Genomic DNA, 15,006 nt, shown 5'->3' on the forward strand with positions numbered 1-15,006 from the left:
ATTGCTTCTCGGGAATTGATAGGGTAAGCTCACTTCATATTATTTAATTCTATTCAATATTGAGGAACGCTACATGGCCAGAAAAGCCGCAGAAGATGTCGCCGCGAAGCCTGTCAAAAAGACGCGCGCCTATCACTCTCCCCGCAGGAAGGAGCAGGCAAATGTGACGAAAGCCCGCATTGTCGCGGCCGCCATGCAGCTCATGAAGGAAAAGGGCTATGCGGACATGACGCTGGAGTCCATAGCCCGCGAGGCCGGCGTGGCGCCGCAGACCGTCTATGCCGTGTGCGGCTCGAAGAAGGGCGTTCTCGCGGCCATTCTGGAAACCACCGTGGAGGCCAAGAAGTATGACAAGCTGCGCGACTCCATTCCCCAGATCATGACGGGCAAGGAGCGCGTGCGCGAGATAGGCCATTTCATGTCGGTGCTCATGGAAGACGCCATGCCCGTGTTCGACATCATCCGCGGCATGAGCGTGCTGTCGCCGGAGTTTGCCGAGCAGGAATACGATCAGAGCATGATGCTTCTGGAAAAATGCCGCAAGTCCGTGCACAAGATGGCCGAAGACGGCATGCTTCGTCCCGGTCTTTCCGAAGAGCGTGCGGCGGAGCTGTACTGGAGCATCAGCACTCCCGGCATGCACAGGCGTCTTACCAAGATGCTCAACTGGTCGTCGGAAGAGTATGCCGCCTGGGTTTCCTATCTTATAGGAGTCACGCTTCTGGACTGGGATTCTCCCATGCCCTTCCTTAATGAAGGACCGAGAAAGAGCGGGCTGGCCTGCCTGAAGCGGAAGAGCGCAGAGGAAAAGGAAGAGAGCGTCTCCGTCGGGGAAGATGATGATGCCGGGAAGGAACCCGCTCCCAGAACCCGACGCCGCCTGAAGGCCTCATGAGAGAAAAGGGAAAAGAAGACGCTTGCCTTTATGCTCCGACTTTGTGAATATACGCCCCGGCGTTGATTTGATTCGCGCTTTTTCTTTGTGTCGCCTTTTGCTTGTGCGACTATAGTTCATCATTGTTTCTGAAGGGTTGCGGCCGCATTTCGCGGTCGCCGGTCAATTCCGTCGAAAAAAGGAGCCTTCCGGCGCTTTTGGGGTGCGGGATTTTTGGCGTCGACGCGTCGTCTCATGCGTCGGCGTGCCGACGGCGTTTCAGAACTTCGGGGGAAATTATGAGTCAGAGTCAGAATGCCAACGAGATGGGAACGAAGGGCGTCGGACGCCTTCTTCTCGAGTATTCCATTCCTGCCATTCTGGGCATGGTCGTCGTAGCCCTCAACCAGATCATATCAAGCATCTTCATCGGGTACGGCGTCGGGCATCTCGCCCTTGCGGCCATGGCTGTCACCTTTCCCATAGTGAACCTGCTCATGGCGTTCTGCCAGCTCGTCGCCGTGGGCTGCGCCGCGCTCTGCTCCATTGAACTCGGCCGCAAGGACATGGACAAGGCCCGCAGCATGCTGGGGCATTCCGTGCTGCTTGAAATTTTTTTCGGTGTGCTCTTCGGTCTGGCGTTCTGGCTCTTTCTTGATCCGCTGCTCATGTTCTTCGGAGCGAGCGGCGAGACGCTGCATCTGGCCCATGAGTTCATGGTGCCCCTGATCCTGCTTTCGCCTCTCGGCTTCCTCATGCTCGGCTTCAACTATCTCGTGCGCGCCACGGGATATCCCAAGACGGCCATGATGACGGCCCTTTTGTCCTCCCTCGGCATCGTCGTGTTCTCTCCCATCTTCATTTACTGGTGGAAGTGGGGAATGTACGGCGCGGCCTGGGCGCAGATCGCCGGTCAGGCCATGTCGGTCCTGTGGCTTGTGGCGCATTTTTGCCGCAAGAGTTCGCTCATTCACTTCCAGAAGGACATCTGGAAGCTGAAGTGGGAGGCCATGCGCAAGATCGTGGCCATAGGCATGGCGCCCTTCCTCATCAACTTCTGCGGCTGCATCGTGGTCGTGCTCATCAACCGTGCTCTTCAGGATCACGGAGGCGATCTCGCCATAGGTGCGTTCGGCATCGTCAACCGGCTGCTCATGCTCTTTGCCATGAGCGTCATCGGTCTCGGTCAGGGCATGCAGCCCATCATCGGCTTCAACTTCGGCGCCAAGCGTCCCGACCGCGTGCGTCAGGCTCTCAAGTACGGCATGCTCAGCGCCACGGTCATTACTGCCGCGGGCATGTTCGGCTCGTGGTTCTTCCCTGAATTTCTGGTGCGCATCTTCACCGATCACGGACCTCTCGTCGAAGTCTCCGCAAAGGCTTTGCGCATCATGGGCGGCCTGTTCATCTTCGTGGGACCGCAGATCATCATAGGCACCTATTTCCAGTCCATAGGTCAGGCCAAGATCGCCAGCATCGTGTCGCTGTGCCGTCAGATGATATGTCTCGTGCCCGCTCTTCTGGTGATGCCCGCCATCTTCGGACTCGACGGCGTGTGGCTGAGCATTCCTCTGGCCGACTTCACCGGCTGCATGGTGGCCTTCTTCTTCCTCAGGCTCGCGCTTCGCGCCGAAGACAATCCGTGCATGCAGGGAGACCCCGAGTGCAAGCCGCCGTCCAAGTTCTTCAAGCCCAAGCAGTTCTAAGAACGTTTTTCATGCATGAAGCGTCGTGACGGACGCAATGAAGGCCGCGCTTTCCTTCGGGAAGGCGCGGCCTTGAATGTCATGGAGGCGTCGGAAGGTCCGTCGGGTCTCTTGGTGCGGAGGCGTCCCGGACGAAGATGCGGGGCACGGTCGCGGAGCGTTTGCGAAACGGGAGGGGCCGGTCAGTTCTCAAAGACGGACAGAAGATTGCGTGCCGCCTTTTCAGGGTCGGGAGCGGAACACAGTTCCGAGACCACGGCCAGACTGTGCGCCCCTGCGGCCACGACTTCGGCGGCGTTGTCCTTATGGATGCCGCCTATGGCGACCAGGGTGAGGGGGGAATGCTCCCTCGCCCAGCGAAGACCGTCGAGACCCCAGGGTTCATGGGTGTCGGTTTTGGTGGGCGTGGCGAATATGGGGCTCACGCCTACGTAGTCGATGTCGAGCGATTCTGCGGCCAGCAGCTCTTCCCGTGTTTCCACGGAGAGTCCTACGATGGCGTCCGGCCCCATGAGGCGGCGGGCGTCTTCGGGCGGCAGGTCGCTTTGTCCCACGTGCAGGCCGGCTGCGCCCGAGGCAAGGGCTATGTCGGCTCTGTCGTTGATGATGAGCGGAATGCCTCGAGGTTGAAGTGCGGCGACAAGAGCGCGCGCAAGGGCAAGAAACTCGCGGCCTGAGGCCTGCTTTTCCCGAAGCTGCACGGCTCCGGTTCCTCCGCGCACGGCGGCGAGCACCACATCCTCCAGACTGCGGCCGAGACAGAGTTCCCGGTCCGTGACGAGATAGACACGGTAGTCGGTATGCTTTCTCCAGTTCATGGCATCCTTCGTGGAAAGCCCCGGCAGGGGCGTTTGTAATGACGGCGACGCAGGCCGGCAACGTTTTCCGAACCGGCCCGGCAGGCACGGCGGAGCCGCACTCCATGCCGCAGATGCCGAACGTTTCGGCGCAGAACATGAAGCGCGGCAACGCGTCGTTTTTGCGAAAGGGAGCGCCCGGGGAAGGAGCGGTCTACGCCTCGAGGCGGTGCACTCTTCTGGCCGCGTCTTCGGGGGCCAGCAGATAGAGTTCGTCCAGAAAGGCGGGGAGAAAACTTCCCGGTCCCATGGCTCGGGCTCCGGCCTTTTCGCCTGCCGAGGCCATGACGGCCATGGCTGCGGCTGCGGCCGTAAGGCTGTCCTTGCAGGCTGCGGCGTAGGCTCCGGTGACGGCAGAGGCCGAACAGCCCATGCCCGTGACGAGCGGCATGAGGGCAGAGCCGCCTTCCACCACGAGATCGGTTTTCCCGTCGGTGACAAGGTCGCGCACGCCGCTCACGCTCACCGTGCAGCCGAAGCGTTCCGCCAGAGCGTGTGCGGAGTCGAGTGCTTCGTCGCTGCTGTTGCGGCTGTCCACGCCCTTGGTGGCCACCTTGTCGGCAGAGCGGATTTCGGCGGCAAGAGCCATGATTTCCGAGGCGTTGCCGCGCAGAATGTCGGGCCGCACCGTGTCGAGCAGACGCAGGGCGGAGCGGGTGCGGAGGGACGAGGCTCCGGCTCCCACGGGATCGAGCACTACGGGTTTGCCCTTCTTCTTCATGAGCGTTCCGGCAAGCTCCATGCTGTCGATCCAGTGCGGGTCGAGCGTGCCTATGTTGAGCACAAGGGCGGAGTCGATGTTCGTGAGATCGTCCATTTCTTCGGCGGCGTGCGCCATGAGCGGTGAGGCATGGGCGGCGAGCAGGGCGTTGGCCGAAACCTGCATGACCACGAAGTTGGTGATGCTGTGCACGAGCGGCACGCTTTTGTACACGGCATGGATGGCGTTCAGGATATTCTCTTTCATGAAAGCTCCCGGGAAAAGTCGTTCAGTCCGAGAACGCCGGCTTTGAGCAGACGTTCCAGCACGATGTCGAGAGGAAGGCCCACCACCGTGGACCAGGATCCCTTGAGGCCGCTGACGAGAAAGGCCCCTCCGTCCTGTATGCCGTAGGAACCGGCCTTGTCCAGAGGGTCGCCGCTGTCGGCATAGGCCTCGAGAACGGAAAGAGGCCAGGGAGCGAAGGAGACTTCCGTCATGTCGTCGAAGCATTCCGCATGATCGTCCATGGCAAGGCAGCAGGAGGTCACCACCTCGTGCGTGCGGCCGGAAAGTCGGGAGAGCATGGCCACCGCGTCGTCCCGATCCTTCGGTTTTCCAAGAATGGAGGCTCCGTGCTCATCGCGCAGGATGACGATGGTGTCGGCCGAGAGCACGGCCGGACGATCCGTGCGCGAGGAAAGCGTGCCGAGCACGAAACGTGCCTTGGCCTCGGCACATCGCGCCGCATAGGCGCGGGGATCTTCGCCGGGAAGGGGGCGCGGTTCAGGACAGGAGGCGGGCAGAACGTCGAAGCAAAGGCCCACGCCTTCAAGAAAGGCGCGGCGTCTCGGCGAGCCTGAAGCCAGAACGAGGGGGCGAAGCATGGTAAAGGCGCTTGTCATGAAAACATCCGTAAAAAAGTATGAAGGGTGCGCGGCAGTGCGCGAAAAGTCGCTCCCGCCCGGGCATGACGTGCGTGTTTTCCGCCGGGACGGAATGCGGGAATATTGTTTCGGAGCCGACTATCAGCTCCTCCCGCATAAAAAGCAATCCCGGGGGAGGGCAAAGGCCGCTCTTGGCTACTTTGCATTAATAGTATATGATACCCGCGTTCCTTGCGTCTGCGGTGTGGCGGCGCGGGAAAAAACAAGTTTCATGGGGAAATCAGACGATGAGCGAAGCTTTCGAAAGACTGAAGGAAAGGGAAAAGGCCTTTATGTGCCGGACGTACTCGCGCTATCCGCTGGGCATAGTCCGAGGCAAGGGCGCCCGCCTCTGGGATGTGGACGGCAAGGAATATGTCGACCTTCTGGCCGGCATCGCCGTCATCGGTCTCGGCCACTGCAACGAGGAAATAGCCGAGGTCTTGGAAAGGCAGTCGCGAAAGCTCGTTCATGTGAGCAATCTTTTCTATCAGGAAGAACAGCTCGATTATGCCGAAAAGCTGCTTTCCACGAGTCATGCGGGCAAGGTGTTCTTCTGCAACTCGGGTGCCGAGAGCAACGAGGCCGCCATCAAGATAGCGAGGCGCTATCAGCGCGTGGTGAAGGGGCGCGATGCCTGGGAAGTCATCACGCTCACGAACTGCTTCCACGGGCGCACTCTGGCCACGCTTGCCGCCACGGGCAAGCACACGGAAGGATTCGAGCCGGAAACGCCCGGTTTCGGCCGCGTGCCGTGGGGCGATCTTGACGCGCTGGAAAGGGCCATTAAGCCCACCACGGCGGCCGTGCTCTTTGAAGCCATTCAGGGCGAGGGCGGCATCATTCCCGTCACGCAGGAATATGCCGACGGCATCGTGGACATCTGCCGCCGTCACGGCGTGCTCGTCATGTGCGACGAAGTGCAGGCAGGCATGGGCCGCAGCGGAAAATGGTGGGGCTTCCAGAATTTCAGGCTTGAACCCGACGTGTTCACGAGCGCCAAGTCCATGGCCAACGGTCTGCCGCTCGGAGCCATGATGGCCACCGATGAAGTGGCGCAGGGCTTTGACTACGGCAGCCACGCCACCACCTTCGGCGGCGGCGCGCTGGTGACGGCCGTGGGGCTCAAGGTCCTCGAGATCATGGAGCGCGACCATCTTGTGGAACGCGCCGCCGCTCTCGGCGATCGCGCCCGCGCCCGCTTCCGCGCCCTTGGCGAAAAGCTGCCCGGCGTGATCCGCGACGTGCGCGGCATGGGACTTCTCATCGGCGTGGAGCTTGAGATGTCCGACGAGAAGGCAAAGGCGGTGTGGCTTGAGCTCATGTATCGCGGTTTCATTCTCAACCTTACCTACGGTCCCACGCTTCGTCTTCTGCCTCCGCTCACCATCGACGAGGCCGATCTTGAAGCCTTTACCGAAACGCTGGAAGACGTGCTCCGTCGGATGGCGTAATGTTCGCCCGGCCTTCGGGCCGGGCTTTTTTTCGGCGCTTCCGGGAGGGAAGGGCACCCGGATCCGGTCGGTTTCTGTCCTCAGAGGGACAGGACTTTCAGTGGAACGTCCGCGAGGCGTCTTTGCCTCCGGCGTTCTCCGCCCCGTAACAACAGAAACGCTCTGAGGAGTTTTCATGGATCGCGTCCTGAGAAATGCCATGGTGTACCGTCCTTCCGGTTTTGCGAAGAACGATGTGCTCATCAGAAACGGCAGGATAGAGCGCATTGCTCCGCAGCTTCCTCCTCTGGAGGGGGTATCCGAGTCCGATATGAGCGGGTGTTGCATTGTTCCCGGCCTCGTGGATGTCCATGTGCATTTCCGTGAGCCGGGTTTTTCATGCAAGGAGACCATCCGTACGGGCTCTCTTGCGGCCGCGCACGGCGGCTACACCACGGTGTGCACCATGCCCAACCTCAACCCCGCGCCCGATACCGTGGAGCATCTGGAAAAGCAGCTTGAGATCATCCGGCGCGACGCCGTGATTCATGTGCTGCCCTACGGCACCATCACCATGGAGGAGGAGGGGCGCGAGCTTTCCGACATGGAAGGCATGGCTCCTTTTGTGGCCGGCTTTTCCGACGACGGCCGCGGCGTGCAGGACGGGGAAATGATGCGCGCCGCCATGAAGAAGGCAAAGGAGCTCGGCAAGATCATCGCCGCGCACTGCGAGGTGAACGCGCTGCTTACGGGCGGCTGGATTCACGACGGCGAATACGCCCGCGCGCATGGTCACCGCGGCATCTGCTCGGAGAGCGAGTGGGGCGAGGTGGCGCGCGACGTGGAGCTTGCGAAGGAAACGGGGGTACGCTATCACGCCTGCCACATTTCCACGATGCAGAGCGTGGACATCATACGCCGGGCAAGAGCCGAAGGCGTGGACGTCACCTGCGAGACAGGTCCTCATTATCTCGTGCTCTGCGACAGGGATCTTCAGGAGAACGGCCGCTTCAAGATGAATCCGCCCCTTCGCTCCGAGAAGGACAGGGAAGCGCTCATCGAGGGCATTCTTGACGGTACCGTGAGCATGATAGCCACGGACCACGCGCCGCACGAAGCCGATGCCAAGAACAAAGGGCTCGAGCGCAGCGCCATGGGCGTAGTCGGTCTGGAAACGGCCTTTGCCGTCATGTATACCCATTTTGTGAAGACCGGGCGGATCACCCTGGAAAAGCTTGTGGAACTCATGTCCGTCAATCCTGCGAAGCGCTTCGGCATCGGAGCGTTTCTGGAGGAGGGGCAGAGGGCGGATCTTGCCGTGTTCGATCTCTCCCGCGAGTGGGTGGTGGATCCCCGGGAATTTCTCAGCAAGGGCCGCGCCACGCCCTTTGAAGGCGAAACGCTTTTCGGCCGCTGCGTGCTCACGCTCGCAGGCGGCGAGGAGGCCTGGAACGAAAAGGCGTGAGAGCCCTCATGCAAACGGGGCTTTTCTTCCGCTCCCACGGGGCGGGAACTTTCCTCTGCAAACAGAAAACCTCATGTGCGGAGCCAGCATGAAACAGGGAATCTATACGATAATCGAGCATACGCCGCTCACGAAGGACGTGTACCGCATGGTGCTTTCCGGCGACACGTCGGCCATGACCATGCCGGGGCAGTTTGTGGAAATCAGCCTGCCGGGCTTTTTCCTGCGCCGTCCCATATCGGTGTGCGACTATGACGAGAAGACCATCACCCTTATTTATAAAGTCGTGGGGCAGGGCACGGACGCCATGGCACGAATGAAGGAAGGCGAGAGCCTCGACGTTCTTGTCGGACTCGGCCACGGCTTCGACGCGGAAAAAGGCGGCGACGCTCCTCTTCTTGTGGGCGGCGGCGTGGGCGTGCCCCCGCTGTTCAATCTGGCGAAGAAGCTCATTGCCGCGGGCCGTGCGGTCACGGTCATTCTCGGCTTCAACAAGGCCGACGAGATCTTCTATGCCCGTGAGTTCGAAGAGGCGGGCGCTCGCGTCATCGTGACCACGGTGGACGGAAGCGTGGGCGTGAAGGGTTTTGTGACCGACGCGCTTCCCGAACATTTCAGCTATGTGTACAGCTGCGGCCCCATGCCCATGCTTCGCGCCCTCTACAAGGCCGTGCAGGGCAAGGGCGGAGAGTTCAGCCTTGAGGAGCGCATGGGCTGCGGATTCGGTGCGTGCATGGGCTGCAGCATCATGACGAAGGAAGGCAGCAGGCGCGTGTGCAAGGACGGACCCGTGTTCGACAAGGAGGTGCTGGAATGGCAGATATGAAAGTTGCGCTCAGCGGGCTGGAACTCGACAACCCGATCATTCCGGCAAGCGGCACCTTCGGTTACGGTCATGAGTTCGCCGAGCTCTACGACATCAACATGCTCGGCTCCTTCTCCTTCAAGGGAACCACTCTTGAGCCCCGCTTCGGCAATCCCACGCCGCGCATAGCGGAGACTCCCGCCGGCATGATCAACGCCGTCGGCATGCAGAATCCCGGCATAGACCGCGTCATTTCCGAAGAGCTGCCCCGCCTGAAGAAATGCTTCCACAAGAAGGTCATCGCCAACATCGGCGGATTTTCCGTGGATGAATACGCCGAGTGCTGCGCGCGCATCGACGGAGAAGACCAGGTGGGACTCATCGAATTGAACGTGAGCTGTCCCAACGTGCACAACGGCTGCATGAGCTTCGGTACCGATCCTCTCGGCATATCCGCCGTGACGAAGGCCGTGAAGGCCGTGACCAAAAAGCCCGTGTACGTGAAGCTCTCGCCCAACGTTACGGACATCGTTCCTCTTGCGGCCGCGGCAGCCGAGGCAGGAGCCGACGGCATAAGCCTCATCAACACGCTGCTCGGAATGCGCATCGATCTGCGCACGAAAAAGCCCGTCATCGCCAACAAGATGGGCGGATTCTCCGGCAGTGCCATACTGCCGGTGGCACTGCGCATGGTCTATCAGGTGTATGAGGCCGTAAAGCTGCCCATCATAGGCATGGGCGGCATAAGCTCGGCGCGCGACGTGGTGGAAATGATGCTTGCGGGTGCCACGGCCGTGGAAGTGGGGGCGGCCAACCTGGTCGATCCGTGGGCCTGTCCGAAAATTCTGGCCGATCTGCCTTCCGTCATGGCGCAGTACGGCATAAGCTCCCTCAGGGACATCATCGGAGGAGCGCACTGATGCGTAATCTCAAAAAGGACGTCATGGTGGCCTGCGACTTCAGCAGCAGAGCGGAAGTCATGGACTTTCTCGGTCTTTTCACCGAAGAAAAGCCCTTCGTGAAGATAGGCATGGAACTTTACTATGCCGAAGGCCCCGACATCGTGCGCGCCGTGAAGGCCCGGGGACACCGCATCTTTCTTGACCTCAAGCTGCACGACATCCCCAACACCGTGCGCAAGGCCATGGCGGTGCTGTCTGCGCTTGATGTGGACATGTGCAATCTGCACGCCGCAGGCACCGTGCCCATGATGGAGGAGGCTCTGAAGGGCCTCACCCGTGCCGACGGCACCCGTCCGCTTCTCATCGCCGTCACGCAGCTCACGTCCACGAGTGAAGAAAGAATGCGCGAGGATCTGCTCATCGAACGCCCCATGGAGGAAGTGGTCATGCACTACGCCTCCCGTGCCCGTGCGGCCGGACTCGACGGCGTGGTGTGTTCTCCGCTTGAGGCGGGAAAAGTGCACGAAGCGTGCGGTGGCGACTTCCTTACCGTGACCCCCGGCGTGCGTTTTGCCGACGGCGACAAGGGCGATCAGGTGCGCGTGACCACGCCTGCGCGCGCCCGCGAACTCGGGTCCGATTTCATCGTGGTGGGCCGTCCCATCACGCAGGCCGACGATCCCGTGGCGGCCTATCGCCGCTGCGTCAGGGAATTTCTCGGATAGCACCGGAAAAGGGACGCCTCTTTCGGCCGGTCACGAAGTCTCCGGCCGGGAGTCTGCAGAACGCGCATTCCGTCCGGCCTTTCCCGTGCCGCGTGTTCCGTCCCTCTTCGACGCCTGTCCTTTTTCAGCCTTCGCCCGGCAGGGCGCAGGCCGTACCTCAGCTATAAGGAGCCATCCTCATGGAGTCTCGCGAAAAGCTCATTGCCAAGGATCTGCTTTCCATCAAGGCGGTCTTTTTCCGTCCCGACGAACCCTTCATCTGGGCGAGCGGCATCAAGAGCCCCGTTTACTGCGACAACCGTCTTACCCTGACCGCCCCTGAAGTGCGCAATGACGTGGAAAACGCCCTCGCCGCCGTGGTGCGCGAGGAATATCCCGAATGCGAAGTGCTCATGGGCACGAGCACCGCGGGCATTGCCCACGCGGCCATCGTGGGCCACATCATGGGCATGCCCATGGGCTATGTGCGTTCCAGCGCCAAGGATCACGGCCGCGGCAACCAGATCGAAGGCCGTCTTGAACCCGGTCAGAAGGTCGTGGTGATCGAAGATCTCATTTCCACGGCCGGCAGCGTGCTGGAAGTGGTCAAGGTGCTGCGCGAGGCGGGTGCGGACGTGCTCGGCGTGGCCAGCATCTTCACCTACGGCATGAAGAAGGGGCTCGACCGCCTTGCCGAGGCCGGCGTGAAGAACGTAAGCCTCACCAACTTCGACACCGTCGCCGCCGTGGCTGCGGAAACGGGGTACATCCGCAAGGAAGACGTGGCGCGTCTCATCGCCTTCCGCAACAATCCTTCCGACGAGAGCTGGATCGGAGCGTAACGGTATGAAAAGCGTTATCGACATCCGGGATCTCTCGACTCAGGACATTGAAAAGCTTCTGGCCACGGCCCTCGACATCATCGCCGATCCCGGAAAGTACGCGCAGAAGTGCCGCGGCAAGAAGCTTGCCACGCTGTTCTTCGAGCCTTCCACCCGTACCCGTCTCAGCTTCGAGGCCGCCATGTACGAGCTCGGCGGCAACGTGCTCGGCGTTTCCGAGGCGCAGAGCTCCTCGGCTTCCAAGGGCGAGAGCGTAGCCGACACCGTGAGGGTCGTGAGCTGCTATGCCGACATCATCGCCATGCGTCATCCCAAGGAAGGCGCTCCGCTCGTGGCGGCCATGAACGCCTCCGTACCCGTCATCAACGCGGGCGACGGCGGACACAACCATCCCACCCAGACGCTGGCCGACCTTCTTACCATCTGGCGCGAGAAGGGCAGGCTCGATGATCTTGTCATCGGCCTGTGCGGCGACCTCAAGTTCGGCCGTACGGTGCATTCCCTCATTGCGGCCATGTCCCGCTACAGCAACGTGAAGTTCGTGCTCATTTCTCCCGAGGAACTGCGTCTGCCAGGCTACATCTGCAAGGACGTGATGGAGAAGAACGGCATGGTCTACGAAGAGACCACCGACCTTGTGGACGCCATGCCTGCGCTGGACGTTCTCTACATGACCCGTGTGCAGAAGGAACGCTTCTTCAACGAAGCCGATTACGTCCGTCTCAAGGACAGCTATATCCTCACCCCCGAAAAGCTGAAGAATGCCAGAAACGACATGTGCATCATGCATCCTCTGCCCCGCGTGAACGAAATATCCGTGGCCGTGGACAAGGACCCGAGAGCCGCCTACTTCCGTCAGGTGCTGAACGGCAAATACATGCGCATGGCGCTCATCATGAAACTTCTGGGGGTGAACTAGCATGGTCATCGACGCGATTTCCAACGGCATCGTTCTCGACCACATCCGGGCGGGACGCAGCATGGAGCTGTACCACATACTCAATCTCGACAAGCTCCAGTGCTCCGTGGCCGTGCTCAAGAACGTCACCAGCCGGAAGATGGGCCGCAAGGACATCATCAAGATCGACGAAATCATCGACCTGAACTTCGACGTGCTCGGCTATGTGGACCCGGGCATTACCGTGAGCATCGTGCGCGACGGCAAGCTCGACCGCAAGTTCAGCGTGGAACTGCCGGAGAGGGTGACCAACGTCATCCGTTGCCGGAATCCCCGCTGCATCACATCCACCGAGCAGGAACTTCCGCACATATTCAAGCTGACGGACAAAGAAAAGCGGGTGTACCGCTGCATCTACTGCGAAAGCAGGGCCAAGGGCGGGGACTGATTCCGCCGTCTGTGAGTGAAAATGACATACGGGGCGTCCGCATCTGCGGACGCCCCGTTCAGTTAAAGGCGTGAAGAGTCGTAGGCGTTCCTGCGAAATTCCGATCGAGCAGACGGCAGTATCGGATGGAGACGCCGGGCATGAAGCAGAAAAGCGTCGGATGGGGGCAAAGCGTCCGTCGTCCGGCATGACGCAGACGCGGCAAAAAAAGCCTGTCGAGCTGTTGCTCTGCGGATCTGCGGTGTATTACAGCGCTTTTTGGAACTTGTCATAGGTTTCGGCGTCCAGCACATAGAGCATGGTTTCTCTGCCTGAGAGCAGCAGGTAGAGGGTTGAGCCGTCCCTGCTGATGAAGGCGTCCTTGATTTCGGTAAAGTATGGGCCTTCATAGAAAAGATGTTTTTTCAGAAGACTCGCTCTGATCTCGCGGTACAGAGCTTCTTTTTCTCCATGAAAGAAAATCATGTATTCCAGAAGAGCCCCTTCCCAAAAGGAGTACAGAACGGAGCAGGGGCGTCCGTCCACGTTTTCTTCCGCATGCAGAACGTATACCGGAACGGAAAAGAGAAGGCTCCTGCTGTCTTCTCCGGTAAAGGAGGAGAGAGCGCGCTGAGCGAGAACGGAAGCGACTGGGGCTCCCCAGGACGGAAAGTTCACATCTTCCGCAAGGGTCGGGGAGCTGAAACACAGAATGCCAAGACATGACAGCATGGCTGCGGCACGCATGAAAGCCTCATGAAAAAGGGGCGGACACGGGGAAAATGCCCGCCCCGTCGGATTAGAAGCGCCACTTCAATCCCGCAGACACGTTGTATTCGCGGGTAAAGTTTTCGCCGTGTTCGCGTTCCGCCTGCATGTAGAGGCGGATGTTGTCCGTCACCTGCCAGTCGACGCCGAGACCGTAGTATACGCGGGTGCCGTCCAGATCGGAGCGCAGGTTCACGCCGTTGATGCGTGCTTTCTGCTCGCCGAGGAATTCGTGGTTCACGCCGGCCTTCACATAGGGCTGCACATAGCGGGGTCCACGGTGTTCTTCCAGCGTGAACTTTCTGCCGAGCACCAGGCCGGCTCTTCCCGTAAGGGACGTCATGTCGCTCTGCTCTATGGTCATGCCGTTGCTGCTGGCAAAGTCGCCGCCTCTTACCCAGAACCAGGAAAGCTGAAGCTGAGGTTCGAGGAACCAGTAGTCGCGGCCTTCATTGCTGAAGGCAAAGTCTATTTTTCGTCCGCCCTCCAGAGAGGCGCCGATGCCGTAAGACGAGCGGTCGTCCTGCACGGGCGTTCCGTTGAGCATGACGGCGCGTATTTCGTGGTCGAACCAGTCCATGGTTGCCACGGCATCCACATACCATCCGTCAGAATGCACCCAGGTGGAGTACAGACCGCCGCCTATGCTGCTCAGGTCGCCGTATCCGCCCCAGCGTCCGCTCGTGCTCTGATCGGCATGAACGCTGCGAATCTGCATGCCGAGAATCCACATATATGTTTCATCCACGGCAGCCATGGCGTCGTAGCCTATGGAGCCGCCCACGAGGTTCTGTGTGAAGCTCGTTCCGGCAAGCCCTTCAAGCCGGGCCTTGTCGGCAAAGCCCCTCACCCACAGGCCGGTCTGCGTGCCGTAGCGGACCTCTCCGAGGCGCTTGCGCAGATCCGTCTGATAGCCGTACCAGAGGGCATAGTGCCCGGCGAGACCGGAAAGCGCGACTTCGGCTTCACCGGTTGGCGAGAGAGAACCGGAGGGAACATCGGCCTGAGGCGGTATGGGGCTTTCCGGTTCGTTCGTGCCGGAGTTTTCGTCATCATCCGTGCCGGGGTCGATGACAGGCTCGTCGGAATCAGGTTCCACGGGGTCTTCGGGGTCGACGGCAGGCTCGTTTTCCCTGACCAGATACCATTCACGACCGCTGTTTCTTTCCGAAGTTTCCAGTCTGTAGTTGTAAAGGCCTATGTCGACCAGTTCGAGGCCGTCCTTTCCGGGAGCAAGAGAGAATTCGTTGCCGGTCGCCGTTATGTTGTTTTCGGCTCTTGCCAGATAGCTTTCCGTCTGCTTTTCCTTCGGTTCCGCACCGCCGCCCATGACGTGCAGCGTATGGGAGCCGGCAAGGGTGTCGGTAATCCGTATGCTGTCGGAAATGTCTTTCTGCATGTCGGTGCGGAGGTAAGAGTAGCCGAAGCCGGAAAGGTTGCGGATGAGAAGTTCCGTGGGGGGGTGTCCGTGGGGGAGAGCGGTGCAAAGGAGGACGCAAAGAGGTTGTCGCTCCATGTATTATTTTCCCAGACGCTGCGTGTTGTTCCCACATAGACGCTGGAGTCGTCGAGCGAAAGTCCGGTCAGATTGCTGACGTAGCTGCCCCGTCCGTCTACTGTGACCACGTTGGAGGGCACTACGTTCCAGAAGGCATCGGCGGGAAGAGATATGTCCAGAGAGGCGTAGTCCTCCCCTGTC

At 60.4% G+C, this 15,006-nt stretch carries 15 protein-coding genes; 10 read left to right on the forward strand and 5 right to left on the reverse strand.

Translation table 11 applies throughout. The annotated features are described in order from the left end of the window. Positions 1–163: 163 nt before the first annotated feature. Positions 164–895, forward strand: coding sequence for a TetR/AcrR family transcriptional regulator (locus QZZ60_RS06095; protein ID WP_295639273.1), 732 nt, complete (start codon positions 164–166; stop codon positions 893–895). 278 nt (positions 896–1,173) lie between these two features. Next, a complete protein-coding gene (locus QZZ60_RS06100) occupies positions 1,174–2,580 on the forward strand; it encodes an MATE family efflux transporter (protein WP_295639276.1) in 1,407 nt (468 codons plus the stop codon). Positions 2,581–2,762: 182 nt separating this feature from the next. Here the strand turns inward: QZZ60_RS06100 and thiE are convergent, their stop codons facing one another. The 3 genes from thiE to QZZ60_RS06115 all read right to left on the reverse strand — a co-directional run bounded on the left by thiE (position 2,763) and on the right by QZZ60_RS06115 (position 5,042). Beyond that, positions 2,763–3,398, reverse strand: coding sequence for a thiamine phosphate synthase (gene thiE, locus QZZ60_RS06105; RefSeq protein ID WP_295639279.1), 636 nt, complete (start codon positions 3,396–3,398; stop codon positions 2,763–2,765). 193 nt (positions 3,399–3,591) lie between these two features. Further along, on the reverse strand, positions 3,592–4,404 hold the full coding sequence (gene thiM / locus QZZ60_RS06110) for a hydroxyethylthiazole kinase (protein WP_295639282.1): 813 nt from the start codon (positions 4,402–4,404) through the stop codon (positions 3,592–3,594). Continuing rightward, entirely contained in the window at positions 4,401–5,042 is a 642-nt protein-coding gene (locus QZZ60_RS06115; protein WP_295639285.1) for a nucleoside triphosphate pyrophosphatase, read from the reverse strand. The genes thiM and QZZ60_RS06115 overlap by 4 nt, the downstream gene beginning before the upstream one ends. A gap of 269 nt (positions 5,043–5,311) precedes the next feature. Between QZZ60_RS06115 and QZZ60_RS06120 the strand changes: the two genes are divergently transcribed. The 8 genes from QZZ60_RS06120 (at position 5,312) to QZZ60_RS06155 (ending at position 12,560) form a co-directional block, all read left to right on the forward strand. Then, on the forward strand, positions 5,312–6,517 hold the full coding sequence (locus QZZ60_RS06120; protein ID WP_295639288.1) for an aspartate aminotransferase family protein: 1,206 nt from the start codon (positions 5,312–5,314) through the stop codon (positions 6,515–6,517). Positions 6,518–6,692: 175 nt separating this feature from the next. Beyond that, positions 6,693–7,961 (forward strand): dihydroorotase, encoded by a 1,269-nt coding sequence (locus tag QZZ60_RS06125; protein WP_295639291.1) that lies wholly within the window; start codon positions 6,693–6,695, stop codon positions 7,959–7,961. Between the two features lie 88 nt (positions 7,962–8,049). After that, positions 8,050–8,787 carry a dihydroorotate dehydrogenase electron transfer subunit gene (locus tag QZZ60_RS06130; RefSeq protein WP_295639294.1) on the forward strand — a complete coding sequence of 246 codons (738 nt, stop codon included), beginning with the start codon at positions 8,050–8,052 and terminating at the stop codon, positions 8,785–8,787. After that, positions 8,775–9,686 (forward strand): dihydroorotate dehydrogenase, encoded by a 912-nt coding sequence (locus tag QZZ60_RS06135; RefSeq protein ID WP_295639297.1) that lies wholly within the window; start codon positions 8,775–8,777, stop codon positions 9,684–9,686. Before QZZ60_RS06130 ends, QZZ60_RS06135 begins: the two co-directional genes overlap by 13 nt. Continuing rightward, positions 9,686–10,393 carry an orotidine-5'-phosphate decarboxylase gene (pyrF, locus tag QZZ60_RS06140; protein ID WP_295639300.1) on the forward strand — a complete coding sequence of 236 codons (708 nt, stop codon included), beginning with the start codon at positions 9,686–9,688 and terminating at the stop codon, positions 10,391–10,393. The genes QZZ60_RS06135 and pyrF overlap by 1 nt, the downstream gene beginning before the upstream one ends. Positions 10,394–10,572: 179 nt before the next feature. Continuing rightward, a complete protein-coding gene (pyrE, locus tag QZZ60_RS06145; protein WP_295639302.1) occupies positions 10,573–11,214 on the forward strand; it encodes an orotate phosphoribosyltransferase in 642 nt (213 codons plus the stop codon). Between the two features lie 4 nt (positions 11,215–11,218). Next, positions 11,219–12,133, forward strand: a complete 915-nt coding sequence (gene pyrB / locus QZZ60_RS06150) for an aspartate carbamoyltransferase (protein ID WP_295639305.1) — start codon at positions 11,219–11,221, stop codon at positions 12,131–12,133. A 1-nt stretch (position 12,134) separates the two neighbouring features. Continuing rightward, complete coding sequence (locus tag QZZ60_RS06155; RefSeq protein ID WP_295639308.1) at positions 12,135–12,560, forward strand: aspartate carbamoyltransferase regulatory subunit; 426 nt, start codon at positions 12,135–12,137, stop codon at positions 12,558–12,560. Positions 12,561–12,806: 246 nt separating this feature from the next. On the opposite strand, the gene QZZ60_RS06160 is transcribed toward QZZ60_RS06155, so the two are convergent. Next, a complete protein-coding gene (locus QZZ60_RS06160; RefSeq protein WP_295639311.1) occupies positions 12,807–13,085 on the reverse strand; it encodes a hypothetical protein in 279 nt (92 codons plus the stop codon). Positions 13,086–13,338: 253 nt separating this feature from the next. Next, positions 13,339–14,823, reverse strand: coding sequence for an autotransporter outer membrane beta-barrel domain-containing protein (locus QZZ60_RS06165; RefSeq protein WP_295639314.1), 1,485 nt, complete (start codon positions 14,821–14,823; stop codon positions 13,339–13,341). Positions 14,824–15,006 lie beyond the last annotated feature (183 nt).

It is taken from the genome of uncultured Mailhella sp., from assembly GCF_905187505.1.
In the GTDB taxonomy this organism is placed as follows: Bacteria; Desulfobacterota; Desulfovibrionia; order Desulfovibrionales; family Desulfovibrionaceae; genus Mailhella.

Excerpts from the sequence above, each read along its gene's own strand:
- QZZ60_RS06100 (WP_295639276.1), top strand. The coding sequence starts at position 1,174 with ATGAGTCAGAGTCAGAATGCCAACGAGATGGGAACGAAGGGCGTCGGA.
- thiE (WP_295639279.1), bottom strand. The coding sequence starts at position 3,398 with ATGAACTGGAGAAAGCATACCGACTACCGTGTCTATCTCGTCACGGAC.
- thiM (WP_295639282.1), bottom strand. The coding sequence starts at position 4,404 with ATGAAAGAGAATATCCTGAACGCCATCCATGCCGTGTACAAAAGCGTG.
- QZZ60_RS06115 (WP_295639285.1), bottom strand. The coding sequence starts at position 5,042 with ATGACAAGCGCCTTTACCATGCTTCGCCCCCTCGTTCTGGCTTCAGGC.
- QZZ60_RS06120 (WP_295639288.1), top strand. The coding sequence starts at position 5,312 with ATGAGCGAAGCTTTCGAAAGACTGAAGGAAAGGGAAAAGGCCTTTATG.
- QZZ60_RS06125 (WP_295639291.1), top strand. The coding sequence starts at position 6,693 with ATGGATCGCGTCCTGAGAAATGCCATGGTGTACCGTCCTTCCGGTTTT.
- QZZ60_RS06130 (WP_295639294.1), top strand. The coding sequence starts at position 8,050 with ATGAAACAGGGAATCTATACGATAATCGAGCATACGCCGCTCACGAAG.
- QZZ60_RS06135 (WP_295639297.1), top strand. The coding sequence starts at position 8,775 with ATGGCAGATATGAAAGTTGCGCTCAGCGGGCTGGAACTCGACAACCCG.
- pyrF (WP_295639300.1), top strand. The coding sequence starts at position 9,686 with ATGCGTAATCTCAAAAAGGACGTCATGGTGGCCTGCGACTTCAGCAGC.
- pyrE (WP_295639302.1), top strand. The coding sequence starts at position 10,573 with ATGGAGTCTCGCGAAAAGCTCATTGCCAAGGATCTGCTTTCCATCAAG.
- pyrB (WP_295639305.1), top strand. The coding sequence starts at position 11,219 with ATGAAAAGCGTTATCGACATCCGGGATCTCTCGACTCAGGACATTGAA.
- QZZ60_RS06155 (WP_295639308.1), top strand. The coding sequence starts at position 12,135 with ATGGTCATCGACGCGATTTCCAACGGCATCGTTCTCGACCACATCCGG.
- QZZ60_RS06165 (WP_295639314.1), bottom strand. The coding sequence starts at position 14,823 with ATGGAGCGACAACCTCTTTGCGTCCTCCTTTGCACCGCTCTCCCCCAC.